Here is a 26,219-nt window from a genome sequence, read left to right as displayed (position 1 = left end):
ATTAGGATTTATATTATTCTTTATGGGTTGATGCATTTTTGGCGTCATTCCGGGTCATGCGGATACGGTTGTAAACAGCCATGCCGAGTGCCAACACGACAAGGAGGACCGGACCGATAATCTTCAGACTGTAAGTCAGGTGGAAGATACTCCAGCAGAAGAGGCTGGAAGCGAAATCGAGTGCTCCGCCTTCGAAACCGGCGGGAATATTCACTGTCTGGTCACCCGTTGCAGCAAATACATCTTTGGCAGCCAGTGTGAAGAAGTCTGCCAGTCCTGTGACGAAATACAGTCCGACTGTCAAAGCCACCAGACCGATAATGAATGATTTCACCACATTACCTTTTGTAATAGGCAGAATCATCGGGAACAAGTAGAACATACCTGCCAGAGAGGCCAGCGGTAAGAAGCGGTTGCCCGGAAGGATCACTGCCAAAAAGATGGTGACAGGAATTAAAAGGAGAGATACTACCAGCGTAGTCGGGTGTCCGATTACCAGTGCGGGACTCATACCGATACTCAGACCGGTGCTGTTTTTATATTTTTTAGCGATCAGCTCGCGGGTAGCGTCAGAGATCGGTTTCAAACCTTCGATGAAGAGACCGGTGATACGCGGAATCAATTCCATGACCGCACCCATCTTGATGCCCAGTCCTAAAATGCCCGGAATACCATCCACCACTTCTTGCCAGCCGGCACATCCCAATACTCCGATACCGCAACCGATGACGATACCCAGAAACAACGGTTCGCCCATCAATCCGAATTTCTTTTTCATACCTTCGGAGTCGATATTCAGTTTGTCGAATCCGGGAATCATATCAAGTAGCTTATTGATGACAACAGCAAACGGCACGAAGCTCTGGCAGAAAGGTTGCGGGATAGAGATACCATCCATTTTATCATAGAACTTCTGGAAAGCGGGAGCAGTCATATCCGCCATGACCAGTGTAATGATGTAGCAGATGATTGCGGCAAAGAATCCCCAGAAAATATTGTCGGAAGCAAAATAAACAATCGCTCCGATAAAGGCGAAATGCCAGTAGTTCCAAAGGTCGATGTTGACAGTGCGGGTTGTTTTGGTAAGTAACATCAGTAAGTTGACACCTAAACAAACCGGGATAATAAAAGCACCGACAGAGGTATTGTAGGCTACTGCTGCTGCAGAAGGCCATCCCATGTCGAAAATACCCAGTTCCAATCCGTAGATTTCTACCATTTTACTTAGTGCAGGACCCAGGCTGCTGGTAAGCAACGCTGTGACAACCGATAAACCGACGAAACCGACTCCTACCAATAAGCCGCTTTTCAGTGCTTTAGAGAATTTAATACCAATACATACTCCTAAGATTGTGAAAATGACCGGCATCATTACTGCCGCTCCAAGACCGATAATGTACTTGAATACTTCTTCCATTCTGTTCTATTTTTTCTCTGTTTTAATGATAAATTACCTGTGTTTCCCCCAGAGGGTATTAGTTATAAACCGTGCCAAAAATACGACCTTTTCCGCTTTCTTCCAAAACGAAACTCTTATTTTATCAGATATTGCATAAAAAATGGACGTTTTTGACGTTTGCGTGCACAAAAATAGTCGTTTCCGTGCACGAAAAACAAAAAATGCACCTACTTGATTAAAAAATCCTATCGGGTTTGGAGGAAAAACACTACTTTCGTAGCGTGAAAAACTTGTATGTTTAATCCTTAAAATAACAAACCATGAGACGAACTCTTTTTTCTAATTTTTTTATATGGGCTCTGCTGGTTGCAATGACCGTTCCGGTATCGGCGCAACAGGTAGACGATAAGCTTCCTTGGTCTGTGCGGATGACCGAGTCGGAGATGATCCGTTGCCCGGAATCCTGGCAACTCGATTTTCAACCGAAATTGAAGTGGGATTATTGTCACGGACTTGAATTGGGAGCCATGCTTGATGTGTATGATGCTTATGGTGACAAGAAAATTCGTGATTATGCCATTGCGTATGCAGATACAATGGTGCATGAGGACGGCAGCATTACCGCTTATAAATTGACTGATTATAGTCTTGACCGTATTAACTCCGGAAAAATCCTTTTCCGTATTTATGAGCAGACCAAGGATTCTAAATATAAGAAAGCGCTCGATTTGCTTTATAGCCAGTTTGAAGGACAGCCGCGCAATGAGGACGGCGGTTTCTGGCATAAAAAGATTTATCCTCATCAGATGTGGCTGGACGGAATTTACATGGGAGCTCCTTTTTATGCGGAATATGCATTCCGTCATAATCTTCCTCAAGACTATGCGGATGTAATCAATCAGTTCGTTACTTGTGCCCGTCATACATACGATTCAAAGAACGGTCTTTATCGTCATGCGTGTGATGTAAGTCGGACCGAACGGTGGGCAGATCCGGTGACCGGACAGTCGAAACATACTTGGGGACGTGCAATGGGATGGTATGCGATGGCGTTGGTGGATGCGCTCGAATTTATTCCGCTGCATGAAGCCGGAAGAGATTCTTTGCTGGATATCTTGAATAATGTAGCTGTACAGGTGGAGAAACTTCAAGACCCGAAAACCGGCGGATGGTATCAGGTGATGGATAGGAGTGGTGATAAAGGAAACTATGTGGAGTCTTCCTGTTCCGCCATGTTTATTTATGCGCTCTTTAAAGCGGTCCGTCTGGGATATATTGATAAGTCTTATCTGGATGTGGCTCTGAAAGGCTATCAAGGATTCCTCGATCATTTTATCGAAGTGGACAAAAACGGATTGGTTACCATTACCAAGGCTTGCGCAGTAGCAGGATTGGGAGGAAAGGTGTACCGTTCCGGTGATTACGACTATTATATTAATGAAACTATCCGAAATAACGATCCTAAAGCTGTAGGACCTTTTATTAAGGCTAGCTTGGAATACGAACGTTTACAAAAGTAATTTCCGGTGATGAAAAGAAGTGTTTTTAAAGGAATGATGTGTTGGCTTCTGCTCGGCGTGGGAGCAACATCTGTTTATGCACAACAACAGCAACGCAAAGATACATTGGTGGTGGCACGTGACGGGACGGGAGACTACCGCCATATTCAGGAAGCCGTGGAAGCTGTCCGCGCTTTTATGGATTATACGGTGACAATTTATATCAAGAATGGCCTATACAAAGAAAAACTGGTCATTCCTTCTTGGGTAAAGAATGTACGGCTGGTGGGCGAAAGTGCAGAGAAAACGATTGTCACATACGATGATCATGCCAATATCAATAAGATGGGAACGTTCCGCACCTATACGGTAAAGGTGGAAGGTAACGATATTACTTTCAAAGACCTGACGATTGAGAATAATGCGGCTCTTCTGGGGCAGGCAGTGGCACTTCATACCGAAGGAGACAGGCTGATGTTTGTCAACTGTCGTTTCTTGGGGAATCAGGATACGGTTTATACAGGCTCTGAAGGAGCACGGCTCTTATTCACGAATTGCTATATCGAGGGGACTACCGATTTTATTTTCGGTCCCTCTACCGCTCTGTTTGAATACTGTGAACTTCATAGTAAGCGTAATTCGTATATCACTGCCGCTTCCACTCCTCAGAGTGAAGAATTTGGTTATGTTTTCAAAAACTGTAAGTTGACAGCCGCTCCGGGAGTGAACAAAGTATATTTGGGGCGTCCGTGGCGTCCTTATGCGGCAACGGTCTTTATTAATTGTGAGTTTGGCAGTCATATCCGTCCCGAAGGATGGCATAACTGGAGGAATCCGGAGAACGAGAAAACGGCTCGTTATGCCGAATTTGGAAATACCGGTGCCGGAGCTGATACGGCAGGACGTGTAACGTGGACCAAACAGCTGACAAAGAAGGAAGTAGCGAAGTATACTCCGGAAAATATCTTTAAGGAAAGTAGCAATTGGTATCCTTGTCAATGAAACCGGTAAGGCGAATGATTGTCCCTCCGGCTTGTGATTATTGTTTCAAGCCTTGGAACTACAGTTTCTCCAAATTGAAACTATAGTTTCTACAGCTTGGAACTACAGTTCCACTGCCTTGAAACTACAGTTCCTCCACCTTGAAACTGTTTGTTTCAACCTCATGTATCACAAGAACTTGAAGGTGATAGGTGACAGATCGGGTGATAGGTTGAAAAACAACCTATCACCTCTTCAAATACCGATGAATAAAACGTTTGATGGATGCCGGTGATAGGTGATAGAGGAAATTGATTTTTTATATAGGGAGTAGTATTATAATTATAGATAAATATGAAGACACAAAGACATAGAATGTGCTGGCTGCTGGCAGCTGTTTTCATTCTTTTTTCTGCATTTCGTGCAGACAAACCGGTTATCACTATCTTCATGATAGGCGATTCGACCATGGCTAACAAGAAAATAGACGGTGGGAATCCCGAACGTGGTTGGGGAATGGTGCTTCCCGGATTCTTCTCTGAAGATATACGGATAGACAATCATGCCGTCAACGGTCGCAGTTCCAAGAGCTTTATCAGTGAAGGGCGCTGGGAAAAGGTCATTTCTAAAGTGAAAAAAGGGGATTACGTTTTTATCCAGTTCGGTCATAACGACGAGAAAGCAGACTCTGCCCGTCACACCGATCCGGGAAGTACTTTCGATGAGATTCTTCGCCGGTATGTGAATGAAACCCGTGCCAAAGGTGGAATACCGGTGTTGTTTAATTCGATTGTCCGTCGGAACTTTGTGCAACCGAAGGATGATGCCATCGCAAAAGATATTCGTCACACTCCGGGGGAAAGGGAACAACCGAAGGAGGGAACCGTTTTATTCGATACTCATGGAGCCTATCTGGATGCTCCCCGCAATGTGGCAAAAGAATTGGGAGTGACCTTCATAGACATGAATAAGCTCACCCATGACCTGGTGCAAGGGCTCGGGCCTGTAGAATCAAAGAAGCTGTTCATGTTTGTCGAGCCCAATCAAGTGCCGGCTTTCCCGAAAGGTCGGGAAGATAATACTCACTTAAACGTATACGGAGCACGAACCATTGCCGGGTTGGCAGTAGATGCCATCGGCAAGGAGATTCCGGAACTGGCGAAATATATTCGTCATTATGATTATGTAGTGGCTCAAGACGGTAGCGGTGATTTCTTTACCGTGCAGGAAGCAATCGATGCCGTCCCTGACTTTCGTAAGCATATCCGTACCAGGATTCTGGTTCGTAAAGGCACTTACAAGGAAAAGATTGTCATCCCTGAAAGTAAGATTAACATCTCTTTGATTGGAGAAGAAGGGACGATATTGACGTATGACGATTTCGCCAATAAGAAAAATGTATTCGGTGAGAACATGGGAACCTCCGGTTCATCCGGCTGTTACATCTATGCTCCGGATTTTTATGCCGAGAATATCACATTCGAGAATTCGTCCGGTCCCGTAGGACAAGCTGTTGCCTGTTTTGTCTCTGCCGACCGTGCATTTTTCAAGAATTGCCGCTTCCTGGGTTTTCAGGATACCCTTTACACTTATGGCAAACAGAGCCGCCAATATTACGAAGACTGCTACATTGAAGGCACTGTCGATTTTATTTTCGGTTGGTCTACGGCTGTCTTCAACCGTTGCCACATTCATAGCAAGCGTGACGGCTACGTGACTGCTCCCTCTACCGATAAAGGAACTCCCTATGGTTATGTGTTCTATGACTGCCGACTGACTGCGGAACCGGAGGCAACGAGAGTATATCTGTCCCGTCCCTGGCGTCCGTATGCACAAGCTGTATTTATCCGCTGCGAAATGGGAAAGCACATTCTTCCCGAAGGGTGGAACAACTGGGGGAAGAAGGAAAACGAGAAAACGGCCTTTTATGCCGAATATGAAAGTCGGGGTGAAGGAGCCAATCCGAAGGCGCGCGCCGCTTTCTCCCGCCAGTTGAAGAACTTGAAAGGATATGAGATAGAGACTGTTCTGGCTGGGGATGATGGGTGGAATCCTTCGGAAGATGGGAATAAGTTGCTGGATGTGAAACGTTGATTAATTGATTCATCTTGTTAAATAGCTGATAAAGATTACGCTAAAATGCTGTTATTTTCTTATATTTGTTCTTCCGTTATAAGTAACATTTATTAAGGAAATAATGATGATGAAGAGAATCTTATATCTGGCTATTTCGTGTTTACTTGTCTGGACAGCGGTACAGGCTCAGACAAACAGTTTTTTTACCCATTACTCCACCGAGGACGGACTGTCGCAGAATACGGTGATGAATATTCTTCAGGATCATAAAGACAACCTTTGGTTTGCCACCTGGGATGGAATCAATCGTTTCAACGGATATGCGTTCAAGACGTATAAGGCACGTCAGGGAAATTACATCAGTCTGACCAATAACCGTGTAGACCGTATGTACGAAGACTGTTACGGCTTTCTCTGGCTGTTGACTTATGATAACCGTGTCCATCGTTTCGACCCGAAAACGGAAACTTTCGAACAGGTACCGGCTACCGGAGAGGAGGGGAGTGCCTTTAACATACATACCATTGAAGTAATGCCGAATGGAACCGTTTGGCTGCTGACTGAAAACGATGGAGCCATCCGTATCCTGACCCATCCGGAGGAGAATAATCGCTTGACATGGGATATTTATTCCGCTAAAACGGAATTGGTACCTTCCTTCCATGTTTTCAAAGTTCATCAGGATAAAGCCGGTAATGAATGGTTGCTGACAGATAACGGACTTGGCATGATTCGTCCCGGAGAAAAAGTGCCTGTTTCTTATTTTACGGAAACAAAAGGAAAGTTCGGGGGAATGAACCAGTCTTTCTATGCGGTGCAGGAACGGGATAAGGATATTTGTTTCGCCTCTGATCATGGACGCATCTGGTCTTATCGGAAAGAGAGCGGGGAATTTACCTTGATTGAGCTTCCCACGAAAGGACGAATCACCTCTATTCATCCCGTTGCACGGGACGTTTCTGTGATTACGACTGATTCGGACGGCTTCTTTACTTATAACCTGCGGACTCAAACAAACGTACATTATTCATTCGTGACTTGTAAGGAGTTGCCTGCAAAGCCTATTCTGTCAGCCTACATAGACTGTTCCTCAGAAGTGTGGTTCGAACAGGAAGAACCGGGTGTGGTGGCCCATTTTAATCCATCGACCGGAGTGGTGACCCGCGAACAGATGCTTATTGAATACAGTAATCCTGAGCGTTCCCGTCCGGCTTTTCATATTCATGAGGATGTGAATGGCTATCTTTGGGTACATCCTTACGGAGGAGGTTTCTCTTATTTTGATCCTCAAAAAAAGAGATTGGTTCCTTTCTATAACGAACTGGGTAGCCGCGACTGGCGTTTTTCCAATAAGATTCATTCTGCTTTTTCCGACAAACAGGGTAATCTATGGCTTTGTACCCACTCTAAAGGATTGGAGAAGGTGACTTATCGAAATGTTCCTTTTGCGATGATGACTCCTATACCGCATGAGCATGAATCGTTGCATAATGAGGTGCGTGCCCTGTGTGAAGACAAATGGGGGCATTTGTGGGTCGGCTTGAAAGATGGTATGCTTCGTCTGTATGATGCTGATAAAACCTACAAAGGATATCTGACCGAAAGCGGCACTATTTCTACCACTGGCACTCCCATGGCGGGAACTGCTTATTTTGTGATTCAGGATTCGAAAGGTATTATCTGGATTGCTACTAAAGGAGATGGACTGGTTCGTGCCGATCCGATTTCTTCCAACGGAATGTCCTATAAGCTGACTCGTTATCTTCATCGCGAAGAGGATATGTATAGTTTGAGCGATAATAATGTCTATTGTGTCTATGAAGATCATCATGGCCGTATCTGGCTGGCTACTTTTGCCGGAGGTATCAATTATATCATGGAGAATGAGGCGGGGAAGACATTATTTATCAATCACCGGAACAATTTGAAGGGGTATCCTATTGATCCTTGTTATAAAGCGCGTTTCATTACTTCTGATAATAACGGACACTTGTGGGTAGGGACAACTACGGGTGCCGTTGCTTTTGATGAGAACTTTAAGAAACCGGAGGATGTACAGTTCTATCATTTCTCCCGTATGCCGAATGATATGCAAAGTTTGAGTAATAATGATGTGCATTGGATTATCTCCACGAAGAAAGGGGAGCTTTACCTGGCTACCTTCGGGGGCGGACTCAACAAGTTGTTATCTATCAGTAAGGATGGGCACGGAACGTTTCAATCATATTCCGTATTGGATGGACTTCCTTCCGATGTATTGCTTTCCATCCGCGAGGACAGTAAGCAGAATTTGTGGATTAGCACGGAGAATGGAATTTGTAAGTTTATCCCTTCTGAAGAACGTTTTGAGAGTTATGACGAACGTAGTATTACGTTCCCGGTACGTTTTAGTGAAGCGGCTTCGGCATTGACAGCTGAGGGAAGTATGCTTTTCGGTGCCAGTGGCGGAGTCTTTCTGTTTAATCCCGACTCTATTCGTAAGAGTAGTTATATCCCACCTATTGTATTCTCCAAACTGATGGTGGCTAATGAGGATGTTACACCTGGAAATAGCTCTTTGTTGAAAGTGGATATTGATGATACGGATAAATTGGTGCTTTCACACAAAGAGAATATTTTCTCCATCCATTTTGCTGCGCTCGATTATACCAATCCCCAGAATATACAGTATGCTTATATTCTCGACGGGTTTGAGAAACAGTGGACTTTTTCCGACAAACAACGTAGCGTGACTTATACGAATCTTCCGAAAGGGGAGTATGTGCTCCGTGTCCGTTCTACAAATAGCGACGGTGTGTGGGTGGATAATGAACGTATACTGAATATTGTTATTCTGCCTTCTTTCTGGGAGACACCGTTGGCTTACGTACTTTATGTACTTTTCATTCTGATTGTTATTTTCGTAGCCGTTTATATCCTGTTTACCATTTACCGGTTGAAGCATGAGGTTTCGGTCGAACAGCAGATATCGGATATAAAGTTGCGTTTCTTTACGAATATATCGCATGAGTTGCGTACTCCGCTTACGTTGATAGCCGGTCCGGTAGAACAGATCTTGAAGAACGATAGATTGCCGGCTGATGCTCGAGAACAGTTGGTGGTGGTGGAACGGAACACGAATCGTATGCTTCGTCTTGTCAATCAGATATTGGACTTCCGTAAGATTCAGAATAAGAAGATGAAGATGCAGGTGCAACGGGTGGATATTGTACTTTTCGTTCGTAAGGTGATGGATAATTTTGAAGCTGTGGCCGAAGAACATCGGATTGATTTCCTGTTCCAGACTGAAAAGGAACATCTTTATCTTTGGGTGGATGCCGATAAGCTGGAAAAGATTGTATTCAATTTGCTTTCCAATGCATTTAAGTATACGCCGAATGGCAAGATGATTACAGTGTTTATCCGTGAAGATGAAAGTACGGTTTCTATCGGTGTGCAAGATCAGGGTATCGGTATTGCGGAAAACAAAAAGAAGTCACTGTTTGTCCGTTTTGAGAATCTGGTGGATAAGAATCTTTTCAATCAGGCTAGCACGGGTATCGGACTTTCATTGGTGAAAGAGTTGGTAGAGATGCATAAAGCGACTATTTCCGTGGATAGCCATTTGGGAGAAGGGAGTTGCTTCAAAGTCGATTTCCTAAAGGGGAAAGAACATTACGATAAGGAGGTCGAGTTTATTCTGGAAGATGCGGATGCTCCGGCAAGAATGGGAGAAGTAGTGGATAGAGCCAATTCTTCCGTTCAGCCTGAAATGCCGGTAAGCGATGATTCGGAGAGGACTGAAGATGGGTATAGGGAAGAATGTGCGAAAGATGAAAACTCCAAAGAATTGATGTTGTTAGTCGAAGATAATCAGGAATTACGTGAATTCTTGCGAAGTATATTTTCTCCGATGTACCGTGTGGTGGAAGCTGCTGACGGTAAGGAGGGGGCAAGCAAAGCTTTGAAGTATCTGCCGGATGTTATCATCAGTGATGTAATGATGCCTGAGAAAGACGGTATCGAAATGACGCGCGAACTGCGTGCGGATATGACGACCAGCCATATACCTCTTATCTTGCTTACCGCCAAAACTACGATTGAAAGCAAACTGGAGGGACTGGAGTATGGTGCGGATGATTATATAACGAAGCCTTTCAGTGCAACTTATCTGCAAGCTCGTGTGGAAAATCTGTTGATGCAGCGTAAGAAACTGCAAAGTTTCTACCGGGATAGTCTGATGCACATTCATATTTCTGCCGGTCAGGAGGAAGCGCATATAGCTACGGAGCTGCCTTCTGCTGAAGAAGTTACGTCCGAAACTGCACCTGCAACTCTCGAAATGTCTCCTAACGACCGTAAGTTTATGGATAAATTGGTCGAATTGATGGAGCAGAACATGGATAATGGAGAACTGGTGGTGGATGATCTGGTTCGTGAACTGGCTGTCAGCCGTTCTGTCTTCTTCAAGAAATTGAAAACGCTTACCGGATTGGCACCTATCGAATTTATCAAAGAAATGCGTATCAAGCGGGCTACATAATTAATAGAAACCGGAGAGTTTAATATGACGCAGATTTCATATATGGTCGGCATTAACGATCCGCGCTATTTCAGTAAATGCTTCAAGGCACAAGTGGGAATGACACCAACGGAGTATAGGGATAGAGTGGGGAGATCATAAGAAGAGGCTGTCTAACAAGTCCTATTTTAACGATTTCGAGGGTGTGTCATAATGCCTAGATATAAAGATTTACCCCTGCTACAGATAGCTATAGCAGGGGTAATCTCCTCAAAAGGGAATTTTGACACACCCTCGATTTCTAATTAGGAATATTCAGTAAATGTTCCCCCCAAATACCATGGCATATGAAGATGATAGAGTATAATCACTTCATATGCCATTATTATTGTCATTTTTCTGTATATTCTCGGTTCACCGGTAAAATCATGTGGTCTTCTTCTCTCCAATTCTTATCTTTGCCTTCAAAAAACTCTTATGACTAGTTACGATACTCTTTTAGTTCTTGCTCGCTTCATACTCCCAGCTGACCTGTTGGAGTGTTTTGATATTGTTAAAATAGAGAACACCGCTGAAATGTTAACCATTCATTTAGATGAGCAAAATCTTCCTCCCTTGTCCTCTAGGGTTCACTCTTTAGAGTCCAAAGGTTTTCTTCCTCCGGTTTATATTCGTGATTTTCCTATCCGTGACCGTAAGGTAAGCTTATGTGTACGGCGTCGTAAATGGCTCGACAAGGAAACCGGTTCTATCATCTGTAACACTTTTGAGCTTACCGCTCAGGGAACGCGACATTCAAAAGAATTCGCGTCTTTTTTAAAAGGATTGCTTGGAGAAATACCCGATTACGGCCCGCTCTCTTGAACGTTATTATCATATTGACGGTGATCAGTTTGAGCGGCAATATAAAGAGTATCTAAGTGACTACCGCATGTGGGATCAACTGTCCCATGCCGCAAACTGGCTGCTGTTTTCCGAGAACCTGGGACCGTACTTGAGTATTGATGAAACTTCCCTTTCTAATGGTGAGTTATATACTATAATCATCAACAGAGAGGCACACGGTGGTAAAGGTGCTATCGTGGCTATTGTCAAGGGTACCAAGGCTGACGATGTCATAGCTGTGCTAGAACAAATCCCTGAAGAAGCACTTCGGATGGTGCGGGAGGTCACTCTTGATTTGTCAGAAAGTATGCGCAAGATCGTTCGCAGATGTTTCACCTCGGCTATCCGTGTGATAGATCGCTTCCATATTCAAAAGCTGGCGTGTGATGCTGTACAGGAAATTAGAATCGGACACCGTTGGGAAGCTATACAAGAAGAGACTGATGTCAGGCAGGAAGCTAAAGGTCTGAAAAAGAAATATACCCCTTTTACCTTTGAGAATGGTGATACACGCAAGGAATTATTGGCAAGGAGCCGGTATCTGCTTTTCAAATCTGCTGAAAAATAGACTGAAGCACAGAAGCTCAGAGCTACAGTCTTATTCAGAGAATATCCGGATATTAAACGGGCATATTCACTTAGTCATTCTTTAAGAATGATTTTTAATAAACGATCGATAAAGGCAGGAGCAAGAACCAATTTAGCGAAGTGGTATCAAGAAGTAGAGCAATCTGGATTTGACTCGTTTAACACAATAGCTGCTACATTATATGACAGAAGTGAGCAGATACTAAACTTCTATATTAATAGGGCATCAAATGCTGCAGCAGAATCATTTAATGCGAAAGTTAAACTGTTCAGAGAACAACTTAGAGGGGTTATAGACATACCCTTTTTCTTGTATAGACTAACTAAAATTTATGCATAAAACCACAGGATTTTATCGATGACCCCACAAGACTTTACCGGTGACCCATATTCTCATATACTCTTATCTGACAAGACATGAAGTTCCGGAAGAAGTCTTCTGACCTCTTCTGATTCTTTCAGTAAACTCATATCATGCAGCTTTCCCCGTTCTGTTCCTGATCTTGTCAATCATCAGTATGGCATTTGCTGTATGTATTCCGAAGAAAATCCACAGGATTTCCGTCTTCTTGTTCCTTGCCTTTATCCTTGCGAGCGAGTAATGTTGCTTTTGAGTGCCGAAGCTTCCTTCAAGCCGTGTGGCCCTTTCTTTTGAGAGTTCGCTTCTAAGCACCTTCCTCAAAGGCTCATCTTTGCCCGCCCTTCCCTTGCGCACAAAGGATGTGGATATCCCATATTTAGTACAGAACTTTCTGTTGGCATTATTGGCATATATGGAATCGGCAGCCACACATCTTACCCTTACATTCATCAGCTTCTGCTGCATACGGATACAGTCCTTCAAGCGTATCCCCTCATTGAAAGCCTTGAACGAGAGGTGTTCGATGAACGATATGCCGTCTATCTGTATATTATTGACCTTTGCACCGAACTCGACGGACTTGGTTTCCTTGCCTCTGACGATGGGACGTACATAATGACGGTCGATGCTGATGATGCGGTCACTGACTTTTCGCCCTTCAAACATTTCCTTTTCCTGTACAAGCACCTTTCTGATGATGGAAAGACGCTTATGGTAATCCTGCGTATATCGGAGTAAAGCACCGTACTCGCTATGGAGCCCATCCCTTTGACTGAGGAGCTTTTCAAGAAGCTTGATCATACGGCGCTTAAGCATTCTTGTCCTTGAAGCTCTCCTCTTTCTTTTCTTGCAGTAGGACAGATAGGATTCCGCCACATTCCTGTATTTGTTGCGCGGACGCCTTATGCCCAGATCCCTGCAATGCCGGCATATATGACTGTAGAGCCATTCGATGCTTTCCCAAAGGAGTTTCATGTCCGTAGGAAAACGCATGTGGCTCTCATAGCATGTGGCATCGGTCATGCAGACGTGAAGGTTATCAAGATAAGGTTTCCAGTGTGAAGCCAGGATCTCCTGGAAGGAATCAATGTCAAGGCGGGATGCTATCTCATTACGGATGGCACTGACTATCTTGAAGTTGGTTATGGGAAGGGACGGGGGGATCATGATGCCACAGAACATCTGGTAGTGTATGTTCCCGTTCAGATGTTCCACCAGTTTCCTGTCGGAGAATCCGGTGTATGCCTTCAGGACCATAAGGGCGATCTTTGCGGAAGGACTGAATATGTTCCTGCGGCCCAAACGTTGTTCAGACAGGCCTGCGGCTTTTGCCATACGATCAAATGGAAAGACCGAATGAAGCCTGCCAAGCTCACTCTCATGAAAACTCTTGCGGCATTTTTCCAGAATATCAAATTCTGTAAAGCCCAAAGTTGGGTGGATTTCTGAAATTTTTTGTATCTTAGCCATATCTTAGTTGGGGAATTTCCCCCGTTTGGGCCGTCAAACCTTGTTTTCGGGGGAATACCTAAAGATACTAAAAAGCCAACTAATTCGCAATAATTTGTGTATGAATTAGTTGGCTCATTTTATAATATTTAATGAATGTCCCTAATGAGTGTCTTCTACGGATTGCGCGTATATCGGAATAGATAATAAGCAGCATAAAATGAATAAAATGTTTTTCTTCAATGTAGTAACTTAACATATTATATCACTATCAAATAAAAATCCCTTTCCATAATAGGTTCTTTCTTTTTCTATTGATTGGCCTTCAAATTCACCATTAATAATACATTCTACGAAACTTTTATTCTTAGATATTACATCATGAACATCTTTTTCACATTTACAAAATGCAGTAATTAAAATAGCTTCTTCCTTACTCATATTAAGGACATACACAGAATCGCGAAATACAATCTGATCTATCAGCATATTTTCAAGATTTGATTGTGCTTCGTGAAGTACTTTATCAAGAGAACAAAAGTAAGAGAACTATCCGTAAAATGAAATATTTATCACATTTTTCTCATTATTAATTCATGGTTCTTTCATTTAAAACTGTTTTGTTCTCTCAAAAAGAGTCTTATTTTAGGTCTGTTAGGAAAAAACAATGAAATAAAGGCTGTCCCCCTGCTAATTGACAAAATCGACATTTCCGGCAAGACAGTCACAGCCGACGCCATGTCAATGCAGAAAGACATCATACCGGGAGTTCCTCTCTATGTTTGTAAAGCACAAAACATCTGCCATCTGCAACAAAATCATGCTAAATCGATGAATACAAACAACTTATACTGTTGCAGATACCTGTTGCAGATGGTTGCAGATAAAGTTATCTGCAACATATCATTCAAATACCGGATTAGTACAGTTTACTACTCACTACGTACTATGTGTTCATGTTCAGCGCAACCAAGTTCAATTACTTGAAACACTTTGTTTCAAGGCGCAAAACACTTTGTTTCAAGGCGCAAAACACTTTGTTTCAAGGCGCGAAACACTTTGTTCTGACTTATACTAGAAATGGTTGTCACTTTTAGAGGCTAGTTACTAAATAAGTTGTCACATTCTGTTATTCATAACTAAAACAGTTGTTAGTTTCTTCCCTTTGCTCCTAAGATAGTTGTCATACGTAAAAACAATGGACAAATCTGAGTGTGCTCGGGCTCTCGGTAAAAGTCAATAGGGTTCGACACCCTATTGGCTTTTGTGAGACAATGGCTTAAACCGTCATGTCCCGGGTTCTCGGTATCGCAAATATAGTATTTATTTATCATATGGAACCTTATTTTTTCCACAATGATTTTCCCGGCACCTCTCCATGATATACGTCCATGGGTTTTTTCATACCTATGCTCATATGCGGTCGTCCATTATTATAGAAGTCAATCATTCGCGTAATCTGCTCCCGTGCCATCTCTTTATCCCTGAACAGCGACATGCCGTATATCCATTCCGTTTTCAGGATGCCATTCATCCTTTCTGCTACCGCATTGTCCGTCGGGTTGTAATCTTCAGTCATGCTCACACGTATATGATGAGTGACCAGTGTGTCGATATAGGCATCGCAGGCATACTGTACCCCCCGGTCGGAATGGTGGATTGTGCCGCAAAGATTGCCACCTCCAGCCTCATTGATGGCCTGTTCCAGTGCCTGTAGCGTATATTCGGCATGCAAACTGGGAGAGAGCACCCATCCTAAAACGGCATGTGAGTACATGTCCGTTACAAGATGGAGGTAGCATACGCCACCTTCAATCCAGATGTAAGTGATGTCACATACCCAGATATGGTTCGGGTATTGTGCCGTTACCCCCTTGATCAGATTCGGATACTTCTTGTAAAGATGGTGGGAGTCCGTCGTATGCCTGGGTTTCTTCGGGGGCAGCATAAGGCGTTCCGAACGCAGCAGATGAAGGAAGGCATCCCGCCCTCCGGTTATCTCGCTTCCATAAAGGGAGCGGAGCTCATGGTATAATTTCAAACCACCGATGCCCGGAGCCTTTGAGCGGTAGAAGAAGACGGCATCCAAGATGGCTGTTCTGATCTGATGACGCGACAAAAGATTTTTTTTCTTTTTGTAATAGGCCTGGGAAGACATGCCAAACAGTCCGCAAAGGGTTTTCACACTGATGTGAGGAAACTCTTCACGAAGGCCGGTGACTATTTGGCACCATCTTTTTTTAAGATGGAAATCCCTTCTTCTCTTTCTGTGAGTTCAATCAGTCTTTCAAAGGCATGGGAACGAAGTTTTTCAAGTTCCAAAGCCTTTCTCAGACGCAAATTTTCCGCTTCAAGAAGTTCTTCTTTAGATTTTGATTTTGGATTCTTTTTCATTTGAAGATCTGACAGAAGTTCGGGGGACAAAGATAAGGAATCCGAATCAATTGCATAACACTTTTGCCAACGCAGAATATAAGTATGGTTGGGTAAACCCCATTTCTTGGCAGTAGCAAACATTGACAAACCGCTACTGAAGTAATCACGGAGAACTTCCAATTTGAAAGTCTCAGAATAAATCTTACGAGATAATTTAGACATAATTTTTCTTTTTTTATGTCTCTAAAAAGGTGTCAACCTAAATCCGTATAAGACATTCCAAGGCATGAAAACACTTTGTTCCAAAGCGCGAAACACTTTGTTCCAAGACACGAAAACACTTTGTTCCAAGGCGCGAAAATACTTTGTTCCAAGGCATGAAAACACTTTGTTCCAAGGCATGAAAACACTTTGTTGTCAGACTCTCATAAGCTAAAACAGACGTGTTGCAGATACTTGACCTGCAACATATCTGCAACAGGTATCTGCAACGACATAGACCATTGTATTTCAGCCGAATACAACAGAATTGTTGCAGATGGCAGATAATTACCATAAATATATTCTTTTGTATAGGAATCGAATATAGGTTCCTCCGTTATTCATTTCTGAAGGAAAATTCTTGGTTCCACCAAAACGAATTTCGATAGAAAGATAATTGACTGACAGACAAACATCAACCCCTTACCCGGTTCGCATTGGACCGGGTAAGGGGCAGTATGGCTATATTTTTATCTTAAATGAAAGAGTCGTGTTATTATTTTCTTACTACCAACCGTTGGCGGAATTAAATTAAAAAATCATGTTTAGAAAGTTACACATATAGTTGATTTTTTTGTAATTTAGTAGTGTTAAACAGGAAGAATTTGACATCGGAATGAATCAAACCCAAAATCAGATACCTCCATATACCCTCTTGCCAGATTCATTCTTGCTCCTGCTTTTATTGAACGTTTGTTGAATATCATTCTTAAAGAATGACTTAATCCGTATGCTCGTTTAATATCCGGATATTCCCTTTCCCGGGCATCAGTATCTGCTTAGATAGCCTCCCAACGATACCCAACACGTATTCCTTGTACCGCATCACACGCTAACTTCTGAACATGAAAACGGTCTGAAAGTATTTTTCAAGAGAGCGTCCCGTAATCGGGTATTTCTCCTAGCAATCCTTAAAAAACGCAAACTCGGGTAAGTGTCGGATACCTTCTGCTACTAATTTCCAATCTTTAGAAACGCTTTTGCCATCTGCACTTTTCCAACGCTGCCAACGAACATGAAGTGTCACTTTATAATTGCGGATAGGAAAAACACGGAATTTTACAGGTGGACCCATATCATTGGGGGCATCTCCAAATTTTCAGGTCAAAGCAAGCTAACTTATAACACGGTTTAATAAAAAGCAGAGATTCGTCAACGCTTAACGCAGATCACATCATACATTTGTTCGGAATCATATATTTCGCTATCTTCGCGCCTTCAATTTAAAAGAATAGTATGATTTCTGTTGACGGACTGGCCGTAGAGTTTGGCGGCACTACTTTATTTTCTGATATTTCTTTCGTGATTAATGAAAAAGACCGCATCGCCCTGATGGGTAAAAACGGGGCGGGAAAAAGTACGCTACTGAAAATCCTGGCAGGTGTGCGGCAACCGACACGTGGAAAAGTGTCCACACCCAAAGATTGTGTAGTCGCCTATCTGCCTCAACATCTGATGACAGAAGACGGAAGAACGGTGTTTGAAGAAACGGCGCAAGCTTTTTCACATCTCCATGAGATGGAAGCGCAGATCGAAAAGCTGAACAAGGAGCTTGAAACACGGACGGATTACGAGAGCGACAGTTACATGGCGCTGATTGAGGAAGTGTCCGGCTTGAGCGAGAAGTTTTATTCCATCGACGCGACAAATTATGAAGAGGAGGTGGAAAAGGCATTGCTCGGATTAGGATTCACCCGGGTGGATTTCCAACGCCAGACGAGCGACTTCAGCGGCGGATGGCGAATGCGCATCGAACTTGCCAAATTGCTGTTGCAGAAACCGGACGTGCTCTTGCTCGATGAGCCGACGAATCACCTGGATATCGAATCCATCCAATGGCTGGAAGAGTTCCTTATCAATAACGGAAAAGCGGTCGTCGTCATCAGTCACGACCGCAAATTCGTGGATAATATCACCACACGCACCATCGAAGTGACGATGGGACGCATCTATGATTACAAGGTGAATTACTCGCAATATCTGCAACTGCGTAAGGAGCGTCGCGAACAGCAACAGAAAGCGTATGACGATCAGCAGAAATTGATTGCTGAAACGAAAGAGTTTATCGAACGGTTCAAAGGGACTTATTCAAAGACGTTGCAGGTGCAGAGCCGCGTCAAAATGCTGGAGAAGCTGGAATTGCTGGAAGTGGATGAAGAGGATACTTCTGCATTGCGACTGAAATTCCCTCCATCCCCCCGCTCGGGCAGTTATCCGGTCATCATGGAGGGAGTGGGCAAGACATACGGAAACAAAGTGGTGTTCCGCAATGCCAACCTGACGATTGAGCGTGGTGACAAGGTGGCTTTTGTCGGTAAAAACGGCGAAGGTAAATCTACGCTTGTGAAGTGTATCATGAAAGAGATTGAACATGACGGTACATTAACTCTCGGACATAATGTGCAAATCGGATATTTCGCTCAAAATCAGGCTTCACTGATGGATGAGAACCTAACGGTTTTCCAAACGATTGACGATGTAGCCAAAGGGGATATCCGGAACAAGATTCGTGATTTGCTGGGAGCGTTTATGTTTGGAAGTCCTGAGGAATCGATGAAAAAGGTCAAAGTGCTTTCGGGTGGAGAGCGTACCCGTCTGGCCATGATCAAATTGTTGCTGGAACCTGTCAACCTCCTGATTTTAGATGAACCGACAAATCATCTGGACATGAAGACGAAAGATATTCTGAAACAGGCATTGCAGGATTTTGATGGTACACTGATCGTCGTTTCACACGACCGTGACTTCCTTGACGGGCTGGTTAGCAAGGTGTATGAGTTCGGTAATCAAAAGGTTACGGAACATCTCTGCGGTATCTATGAGTTCCTCGAAAAGAAGAAAATGGATTCGCTACAAGAACTGGAAAAGAAATAATAAATAATAAAAAGAGGGTATCGGCTACAGATGAAATAAAAGTATTTGTATATTTGCAACATCATTTAAAGCTGATCTTTAGAAAAAATGGATGGGACAAGGCAGTTGTACATTATAAGTGGATGTAACGGAGCCGGTAAAACGACGGCTTCCTATACTGTACTGCCTGAAATTTTATTATGCAAAGAGTTTGTCAATGCGGATGAAATAGCCAAAGGTTTATCACCTTTTAATCCAGAAAGTATGGCTATAGAAGCCGGTCGTCTGATGTTGAAACGCATGGATGAACTATTAGCCTCTAAAGTAAGTTTCTCTGTCGAGACAACATTAGCAACCCGTTCATATACCCGGCTCATTCAAAGAGCTCAAAATGCCGGATATAAGATCAGCCTGATTTATTTTTGGCTGAATTCTCCTGAACTTGCCGTCAACCGCGTATTACAACGGGTCAATGAAGGAGGACATCATGTACCGATGGACGTCATCTACCGCCGTTATCAGGCAGGCATTAATAATCTGTTTCAGATATATATGCCACGTGTAGACTACTGGCTGTTAGCGGATAACAGTGTTTCTCCTCGAGTGATTGTAGCCGAAGGTTACCAAAACGGCGAGAACCGGATATATGAACTTGAACTGTTTAAATGCATCAAGAATTATGTCAAATAATGAAATACAAGAACTGAGCGATAAATTACGGCGCGGCCTTCAATTAGCAGAAAAGCGGTTGCTGGAGAAAAATGCTCGTAATGGTACACTCCTTAGTCAGGGGACACCGGATGGAAAAGTTATTTATGTATCAGCAACCGAATTGCTGGAACGCTTACTGAAAAAAGAAAAAGAATCAGTAAAAAAATAAATTCTCTAAAGAAAGGATGAAAGGGAAGAAACGAATAATAGTAATTTTGTTGTTATTTATCAACATTATTATGTTGATAGCAGCGGTTATTCCCCATCATCATCACTCCGACGGAACGATTTGCATGAAGCAGAACTTGCCTGTAGAACAGCAATGTCCCACGCATCATCACCCGGGAAACGATTCATGTTGCAGCAGCAAATGCTTGACTCGTTTTTTACTCCCCCACTCCATCCATTTGGATGGCAGACCGGATTACGTATTCATAGCTACCTTATTCACGGATGTAATCATCGAACATCTATTACGACCGCAAGAGAAACAGGTCAAGAATTATTATGCCTACCAAGACTCTCTGCATGGTACGGACACCCATTGTACCACTTCTCTTCGTTCCCCTCCCTACTCTGTTTTTGCGTAAAAGCGTAAATGCAAATCAGTTGCATCTGCGCGACTTTATCTTTGTAGCGTAAAAAGAAAACAGAAAAATTCAGTAGGAAAAAATTAATATGAAAAAAATTATTTTCGTTGGGATTCTAGGCCTATTCGTGCTGGGATCCTGTAACAACAGTACCATTACACACGATGAACACAGCCATGAGGCAATTGATGAACACGATCATGAGACAACAGATGAACACCATCATGAGACAACAGATGAACACGATCATGCTGCCGAAGCTCACAGTGATGAAATCATTCTTCCGAAAGCGAAAGCTGAAGCATCCGGTGTAAAAGTGAGCGTCATCGAACCTGCACCTTTCCAACAAGTGATTAAAACCAGCGGACAGGTGCTGGCTGCTCAAGGGGATGAATCGGTTGCCGTAGCTACAGTATCCGGTGTGGTATCTTTCCGTAGAAAAATAACGGAAGGAATGAGCGTTGGGAACGGTACTCCTCTAGTCACCATTTCTTCAAAAAACATCGCTGATGGTGATCCGGTGCAACGTGCCCGCATTGCCTACGAAGTATCCAAGAAGGAATACGAACGTATGAAGGAACTTGTTAAAACCCAAATCGTATCCGACAAAGATTTTGCACAAGCAGAGCAAAGTTACGAAAACGCCCGTCTTAGTTACGAAGCTCTTTCTAAAAATCATTCGGATATCGGGCAAAGCATTACGGCTCCTATTGCCGGATATGTGAAAAGTATTCTCGTGAAAGAAGGGGACTATGTGACAATCGGACAACCGCTGGTAAGCGTAACACAGAACCGCCGTCTTTTCCTCCGCGCCGAAGTGTCGGAAAAGTACTACCCGTATCTCCGCACCATCAGTTCCGCCAATTTCCAGACTCCTTATAATAACCGGATGTACGAGTTGAAAGCATTAAATGGCAAACTCCTCTCTTTCGGAAAAGCTGCCGGAGACAATTCCTTTTATGTGCCTGTCACTTTTGAATTCGACAACAAAGGGGAAGTGATTCCCGGCTCATTTGTGGAGGTATTCCTGCTTTCTTCAACGATGGAAAATGTGATTTCTCTTCCGCGCACTGCACTGACAGAGGAACAAGGCATCTTCTTCATCTATCTGCAACTGGACGAAGAGGGTTATAAAAAACAAGAAGTAACGATAGGAGCCGACAACGGCAAAAGTGTTCAAATCCTGACTGGTGTGAAGGCTGGCGACCGTGTAGTGACCGAGGGTGCCTATCAGGTTCGACTGGCAAGCGCAAGCAATGCAATCCCGGCACACAGCCACGAACACTAAAGAGATTAGGCGTTGCAACCGGATCTCCATGCGGCACATTTATCAAGTTATTTAGAACTCTCAATGAATGAAACATCATGCTTAATAAAATTATATATTACTCCCTGCACAACCGATTGGTTGTCGTTTGTGCGGCCATCCTCCTGCTTATTGCGGGAACGTATACCGCCATGCACACGGAAGTAGACGTATTCCCAGACCTAAATGCACCAACAGTAGTCATCATGACCGAAGCGAACGGTATGGCTGCGGAAGAAGTCGAACAGCTCGTCACCTTTCCTGTTGAAACTGCTGTAAACGGAGCCACGGGGGTGCGTCGTGTCCGCTCTTCTTCTACCAACGGATTTTCCGTTGTCTGGGTAGAATTTGATTGGGGAACGGATATTTATCTCGCTCGCCAGATTGTTAGTGAGAAATTAGCGGTGGTCAGCGAATCACTGCCGGTCAATGTCGGCAAACCGACTCTAGGCCCGCAATCTTCTATCTTGGGCGAAATGCTCATCGTTGGTTTGACTGCCGACTCCACTTCTATGCTCGATCTTCGCACGATTGCGGACTGGACCATTCGTCCACGCCTGTTGTCTACCGGAGGAGTGGCACAAGTAGCCGTGCTCGGAGGAGATATCAAAGAATATCAGATACAGCTAGATCCCGAACGGATGCGTCATTACGGCATCTCGATGGAAGAAGTGATGGCGGTGACACAGGATATGAACCTGAACGCAAACGGAGGCGTACTCTATGAATTTGGAAATGAATACATTGTACGCGGTGTACTTTCCACTTCGAAAACAGAGCAACTTGGCAAAGCGGTAGTGAAAATGGTGAACAACTTCCCTGTTACACTGGAAGATATTGCAGACGTGACCATCGGACCGAAAGCTCCCAAGCTGGGAACCGCTTCAGAACGTGGCAAATCTGCCGTCCTGATGACTATTACCAAGCAACCGGCTACCAGTACACTGGAGCTGACGGACAAACTGGAAGCATCTCTGAAAGATCTCCAAAAAAATCTACCACCGGACGTAAAGGTTTCAACGGACATATTCCGTCAAAGCCGCTTTATCGAAAGTTCCATCGGTAATGTAAAGAAATCACTCTTTGAAGGAGGTATTTTCGTTGTCATCGTGCTTTTCCTGTTCCTGGTAAATGTGCGTACTACACTGATTTCATTAGTGACACTACCTATTTCCCTGCTCGTTTCGATCCTGACCTTACACTACATGGGGCTGACTATCAATACCATGAGCCTCGGAGGTATGGCGATAGCTATCGGTTCATTAGTAGACGATGCCATCGTTGATGTGGAAAATGTATATAAACGACTGCGGGAGAATCGCTTGAAAGCGGAAGCAGAAAGACTAAGTACGCTCGAAGTGGTATTCAATGCGTCAAAAGAAGTGCGCATGCCTATCCTTAATTCAACATTGATTATCGTGGTCAGCTTTGTTCCGTTATTTTTCTTAAGCGGCATGGAAGGCAGAATGATGGTTCCGCTAGGTGTTGCTTTTATCGTGGCATTGTTTGCGTCTACCATAGTTGCCCTGACACTGACTCCGGTACTCTGCTCTTATCTATTAGGAAGCAACAAGACGAACAAGAAACTGAAAGAAGCTCCCGTTGCCCGCTGGGTGAAAGGGATTTATGAAAAAGCATTGACATGGGTACTGGCACATAAACGTGTGACTCTCGGAAGTACAATCGGACTTTTTGTAGTTGCGCTCGGAGTGTTTTTCACACTCGGACGTAGTTTTCTCCCTTCGTTCAATGAAGGATCGTTCACGATCAATATCAGTTCTCTACCGGGAATTTCGCTGGAAGAAAGCAATAAAATGGGACAGCGTGCCGAAGAATTATTGATGACGATTCCCGAAATACAAACGGTAGCCCGGAAAACGGGACGCGCCGAATTGGATGAACATGCACTGGGAATCAATGTTTCTGAAATAGAGGCTCCGTTCGAATTGAAAGACCGATCGCGCAGTGAACTGGTAGCTGATGTACGTGAAAAATTAGGCACGATCACCGGAGCAAACATAGAAATCGGACAACCGATCAGCCACCGTATCGACGCAATGCTATCGGGAACGAAAGCGAATATCGCTATCAAGTTATTCGGAAATGACCTGAATAAGATGTTTTCACTCGGTAATCAAATCAAAGGAGCTATCAGTGATATTCCCGGTGTTGCCGACCTGAACGTGGAACAACAGATTGAACGTCCACAGCTGAAAATACAGCCTAAACGGGAAATGCTGGCTAAGTTCGGTATTACCCTGCCGGAATTTTCGGAATTTGTGAATGTGGCTTTGGCCGGGAAGGTGGTCTCACAGGTGTATGAACAGGGTAAAAATTTTGACCTGATCGTAAAAGTGAAGGATGATACCCGAGATGAAACAGAAAAAATCCGTAACCTGATGGTAGATACGAACGATGGCCGCAAAGTTCCATTGAACTATGTGGCGGAAGTAGTATCGGCCATGGGTCCGAATACGATCAATCGCGAAAATGTAAAACGTAAAATTGTCATTTCCGCCAATGTGGCCGACCGTGATTTGCGCAGTGTCGTAAATGATATTCAGGAACGTATCGACACATCGGTTCAATTGCCCGAAGGTTATCACATCGAGTATGGTGGACAGTTTGAAAGTGAGCAGGCTGCCAGCCGGACGTTGGCACTGACTTCGTTTATCAGTATTGTAGTCATTTTCCTGTTGCTGTATAATGAGTTCCGCAGCGTGAAAGAATCCGGTGTTATCTTGCTGAATCTTCCGCTGGCACTAATCGGTGGTGTCTTTGCCTTGGTGATTACAACAGGAGAAATCAGCATTCCGGCTATCATTGGTTTCATCTCTTTATTCGGTATTGCGACCCGTAACGGTATGCTGTTAATCAGTCATTACAACCATTTGCAACAGGTAGAGGGTTTGAACGTGTACGACAGTGTGATTCAGGGCTCCCTTGACCGTCTGAATCCGATTCTAATGACGGCATTGTCTTCTGCACTGGCACTGATTCCATTAGCAATTGCCGGTGATTTGCCCGGCAACGAAATCCAGAGTCCGATGGCTAAAGTAATTTTAGGAGGATTATTAACGTCTACTTTTTTGAACGGTTTCATAATCCCGATCGTTTATCTGATGATGCACCGGAAAAAAATCAAAAAAGTTTGTAACAAATAAAGGAAAAAGAATGAAACAAATCATGATCATAAGCACTGCACTTCTGTTCTTAACCTTAAGCGGGGTGCAAGCCCAAAACGGAATTGACCGGGTATTGAAAAATATCGAAATAAACAATAGGGAGCTACAGGCAAACCAGCAACTGATTACTTCGCAGAAGCTGGAAACCCAGACGGATAATAACTTGCCTGATCCTACTCTTTCTTACGCGCATCTATGGGGAGCGAAAGATAAAAACGAAACAATCGGTGAACTGGTTGTTTCACAAAGCTTCGATTTCCCCAGTTTATACGCTACACGTAACAAGTTGAACCGTCTGAAAGCAGGAGCTTTTGACAGTCAGGCGGATGTTTTTCGTCAGGAGAAACTGTTACAGGCAAAAGAACTCTGTCTGGATATTATTATGCTCCGTCAACAAAAGCATATTTTGGAAGAACGTCTCCGGAATGCGGAAGAGCTGGCTAAAATGTATGCCAAGCGTCTCCAAACTGGAGATGCAAATATCCTCGAAACCAATAAAATCAATTTGGAACTGCTGAATATTAAAACAGAAGCATCTCTGAACGAAACAGCGCTCCGCAATAAACAGCAAGAATTGAATACGCTGAATGGTAATATTCCGGTGGTTTTCGAGGAGGACCAATACCCAACAGTGCCTTTTCCAAGCGATTATCAAATGTTGAAATCGGAAGTCATGGCAACAGACCGCACTCTAATGGCACTTGGTAACGAGAGTCTCGTTGCCCGCAAACAAATTGCTGTCAATAAATCCCAGTGGCTGCCGAAACTGGAACTCGGCTACCGTCGGAATACGGAAACGGGTGTGCCTTTCAACGGTGTAGTGGTCGGCTTCTCCTTCCCGCTTTTCGAAAATCGGAATAAGGTGAAAATCGCTAAAGCGCAGGCACTCAACATCGACTTGCAAAAGGATAATGCTACCCTGCAGGTGGAATCTGAATTGGCACAACTTTACCGGGAAGCTAAAGCATTACAAACTTCGATGGAAGAATACAACAAGACTTTCCAATCACAACAAGACTTGGCATTGCTGAAACAGGCTCTGACGGGCGGACAAATCAGCATGATTGAGTATTTTGTCGAAGTATCCGTGATTTATCAAAGCCACCAGAATTATCTGCAACTGGAAAATCAGTACCAAAAGGCGATGGCACGGATTTACAAAAACAGGCTATAAATAGTATATAAAAACCTTTAGGCA

The 26,219-nt window shown here is 43.7% G+C and carries 16 protein-coding genes and 3 pseudogenes; 13 read left to right on the top strand and 6 right to left on the bottom strand.

Annotated elements, in window-relative coordinates; all coding sequences use genetic code 11:
• Positions 1-13 precede the first annotated feature (13 nt).
• Positions 14-1,417, bottom strand: a complete 1,404-nt coding sequence (locus tag AB9N12_RS12205) for a PTS galactitol transporter subunit IIC (protein WP_369892317.1) — start codon at positions 1,415-1,417, stop codon at positions 14-16.
• A gap of 302 nt (positions 1,418-1,719) precedes the next feature.
• Between AB9N12_RS12205 and AB9N12_RS12200 the strand changes: the two genes are divergently transcribed.
• The 6 genes and pseudogenes from AB9N12_RS12200 (at position 1,720) to AB9N12_RS12175 (ending at position 12,269) form a co-directional block, all read left to right on the top strand.
• Positions 1,720-2,919: a glycoside hydrolase family 88 protein gene (locus tag AB9N12_RS12200; protein WP_369892316.1), complete on the top strand. Its 1,200-nt coding sequence runs from the start codon at positions 1,720-1,722 to the stop codon at positions 2,917-2,919.
• Positions 2,920-2,928: 9 nt separating this feature from the next.
• Positions 2,929-3,900, top strand: coding sequence for a pectinesterase family protein (locus tag AB9N12_RS12195; protein ID WP_369892875.1), 972 nt, complete (start codon positions 2,929-2,931; stop codon positions 3,898-3,900).
• Positions 3,901-4,254: 354 nt separating this feature from the next.
• Positions 4,255-5,973, top strand: a complete 1,719-nt coding sequence (locus AB9N12_RS12190) for a pectinesterase family protein (RefSeq protein WP_369892874.1) — start codon at positions 4,255-4,257, stop codon at positions 5,971-5,973.
• 106 nt (positions 5,974-6,079) lie between these two features.
• Positions 6,080-10,618, top strand: a pseudogene (locus AB9N12_RS12185) (two-component regulator propeller domain-containing protein).
• A gap of 315 nt (positions 10,619-10,933) precedes the next feature.
• Entirely contained in the window at positions 10,934-11,320 is a 387-nt protein-coding gene (locus tag AB9N12_RS12180; protein WP_369888972.1) for a hypothetical protein, read from the top strand.
• Positions 11,286-12,269: pseudogene (locus AB9N12_RS12175) on the top strand (transposase). Before AB9N12_RS12180 ends, AB9N12_RS12175 begins: the two are co-directional and overlap by 35 nt.
• A gap of 132 nt (positions 12,270-12,401) precedes the next feature.
• Here the strand turns inward: AB9N12_RS12175 and AB9N12_RS12170 are convergent.
• From AB9N12_RS12170 to AB9N12_RS12150, 5 genes and pseudogenes are all read right to left on the bottom strand, one after another.
• Positions 12,402-13,760 (bottom strand): transposase, encoded by a 1,359-nt coding sequence (locus AB9N12_RS12170; RefSeq protein ID WP_369889589.1) that lies wholly within the window; start codon positions 13,758-13,760, stop codon positions 12,402-12,404.
• Positions 13,761-13,991: 231 nt separating this feature from the next.
• On the bottom strand, positions 13,992-14,180 hold the full coding sequence (locus AB9N12_RS12165) for a hypothetical protein (RefSeq protein ID WP_369892315.1): 189 nt from the start codon (positions 14,178-14,180) through the stop codon (positions 13,992-13,994).
• A 901-nt stretch (positions 14,181-15,081) separates the two neighbouring features.
• Complete coding sequence (locus tag AB9N12_RS12160) at positions 15,082-15,924, bottom strand: IS3 family transposase (RefSeq protein WP_369889013.1); 843 nt, start codon at positions 15,922-15,924, stop codon at positions 15,082-15,084.
• Positions 15,925-15,959: 35 nt separating this feature from the next.
• Positions 15,960-16,337: a hypothetical protein gene (locus AB9N12_RS12155; protein WP_369889012.1), complete on the bottom strand. Its 378-nt coding sequence runs from the start codon at positions 16,335-16,337 to the stop codon at positions 15,960-15,962.
• Positions 16,338-16,990: 653 nt separating this feature from the next.
• A pseudogene (locus AB9N12_RS12150) lies at positions 16,991-17,233 on the bottom strand (DDE transposase); the annotation flags it as partial.
• A 379-nt stretch (positions 17,234-17,612) separates the two neighbouring features.
• On the opposite strand from AB9N12_RS12150, the gene AB9N12_RS12145 reads away from it, so the two are divergent.
• The 7 genes from AB9N12_RS12145 to AB9N12_RS12115 all read left to right on the top strand — a co-directional run bounded on the left by AB9N12_RS12145 (position 17,613) and on the right by AB9N12_RS12115 (position 26,195).
• Positions 17,613-19,250: an ABC-F family ATP-binding cassette domain-containing protein gene (locus AB9N12_RS12145; protein WP_369892314.1), complete on the top strand. Its 1,638-nt coding sequence runs from the start codon at positions 17,613-17,615 to the stop codon at positions 19,248-19,250.
• Positions 19,251-19,337: 87 nt separating this feature from the next.
• Positions 19,338-19,919 (top strand): zeta toxin family protein, encoded by a 582-nt coding sequence (locus tag AB9N12_RS12140; RefSeq protein ID WP_369892313.1) that lies wholly within the window; start codon positions 19,338-19,340, stop codon positions 19,917-19,919.
• On the top strand, positions 19,909-20,109 hold the full coding sequence (locus AB9N12_RS12135; protein WP_369892312.1) for a hypothetical protein: 201 nt from the start codon (positions 19,909-19,911) through the stop codon (positions 20,107-20,109). The genes AB9N12_RS12140 and AB9N12_RS12135 overlap by 11 nt, the downstream gene beginning before the upstream one ends.
• A gap of 16 nt (positions 20,110-20,125) precedes the next feature.
• On the top strand, positions 20,126-20,530 hold the full coding sequence (locus tag AB9N12_RS12130) for a DUF6769 family protein (protein ID WP_369892311.1): 405 nt from the start codon (positions 20,126-20,128) through the stop codon (positions 20,528-20,530).
• Between the two features lie 88 nt (positions 20,531-20,618).
• Positions 20,619-21,818 carry an efflux RND transporter periplasmic adaptor subunit gene (locus AB9N12_RS12125; RefSeq protein WP_369892310.1) on the top strand — a complete coding sequence of 400 codons (1,200 nt, stop codon included), beginning with the start codon at positions 20,619-20,621 and terminating at the stop codon, positions 21,816-21,818.
• 77 nt (positions 21,819-21,895) lie between these two features.
• Complete coding sequence (locus AB9N12_RS12120; RefSeq protein ID WP_369892309.1) at positions 21,896-25,000, top strand: efflux RND transporter permease subunit; 3,105 nt, start codon at positions 21,896-21,898, stop codon at positions 24,998-25,000.
• Between the two features lie 10 nt (positions 25,001-25,010).
• Complete coding sequence (locus tag AB9N12_RS12115) at positions 25,011-26,195, top strand: TolC family protein (protein ID WP_369892308.1); 1,185 nt, start codon at positions 25,011-25,013, stop codon at positions 26,193-26,195.
• Positions 26,196-26,219: the final 24 nt, after the last annotated feature.

The organism is Bacteroides sp. AN502(2024) (genome assembly GCF_041227145.1).
GTDB lineage: Bacteria > Bacteroidota > Bacteroidia > Bacteroidales > Bacteroidaceae > Bacteroides.
This window is presented reverse-complemented; position numbering and strand designations above follow the sequence as displayed.

What these genes read in the sequence shown, in the direction of transcription:
- AB9N12_RS12170 (WP_369889589.1), bottom strand. Translation starts at nt 13,760, where the DNA reads ATGGCTAAGATACAAAAAATTTCAGAAATCCACCCAACTTTGGGCTTT.
- AB9N12_RS12145 (WP_369892314.1), top strand. Translation starts at nt 17,613, where the DNA reads ATGATTTCTGTTGACGGACTGGCCGTAGAGTTTGGCGGCACTACTTTA.
- AB9N12_RS12140 (WP_369892313.1), top strand. Translation starts at nt 19,338, where the DNA reads ATGGATGGGACAAGGCAGTTGTACATTATAAGTGGATGTAACGGAGCC.
- AB9N12_RS12125 (WP_369892310.1), top strand. Translation starts at nt 20,619, where the DNA reads ATGAAAAAAATTATTTTCGTTGGGATTCTAGGCCTATTCGTGCTGGGA.
- AB9N12_RS12155 (WP_369889012.1), bottom strand. Translation starts at nt 16,337, where the DNA reads ATGTCTAAATTATCTCGTAAGATTTATTCTGAGACTTTCAAATTGGAA.
- AB9N12_RS12205 (WP_369892317.1), bottom strand. Translation starts at nt 1,417, where the DNA reads ATGGAAGAAGTATTCAAGTACATTATCGGTCTTGGAGCGGCAGTAATG.
- AB9N12_RS12165 (WP_369892315.1), bottom strand. Translation starts at nt 14,180, where the DNA reads ATGAGTAAGGAAGAAGCTATTTTAATTACTGCATTTTGTAAATGTGAA.
- AB9N12_RS12195 (WP_369892875.1), top strand. Translation starts at nt 2,929, where the DNA reads ATGAAAAGAAGTGTTTTTAAAGGAATGATGTGTTGGCTTCTGCTCGGC.
- AB9N12_RS12120 (WP_369892309.1), top strand. Translation starts at nt 21,896, where the DNA reads ATGCTTAATAAAATTATATATTACTCCCTGCACAACCGATTGGTTGTC.
- AB9N12_RS12180 (WP_369888972.1), top strand. Translation starts at nt 10,934, where the DNA reads ATGACTAGTTACGATACTCTTTTAGTTCTTGCTCGCTTCATACTCCCA.
- AB9N12_RS12135 (WP_369892312.1), top strand. Translation starts at nt 19,909, where the DNA reads ATGTCAAATAATGAAATACAAGAACTGAGCGATAAATTACGGCGCGGC.
- AB9N12_RS12190 (WP_369892874.1), top strand. Translation starts at nt 4,255, where the DNA reads ATGTGCTGGCTGCTGGCAGCTGTTTTCATTCTTTTTTCTGCATTTCGT.
- AB9N12_RS12130 (WP_369892311.1), top strand. Translation starts at nt 20,126, where the DNA reads ATGAAAGGGAAGAAACGAATAATAGTAATTTTGTTGTTATTTATCAAC.
- AB9N12_RS12200 (WP_369892316.1), top strand. Translation starts at nt 1,720, where the DNA reads ATGAGACGAACTCTTTTTTCTAATTTTTTTATATGGGCTCTGCTGGTT.
- AB9N12_RS12115 (WP_369892308.1), top strand. Translation starts at nt 25,011, where the DNA reads ATGAAACAAATCATGATCATAAGCACTGCACTTCTGTTCTTAACCTTA.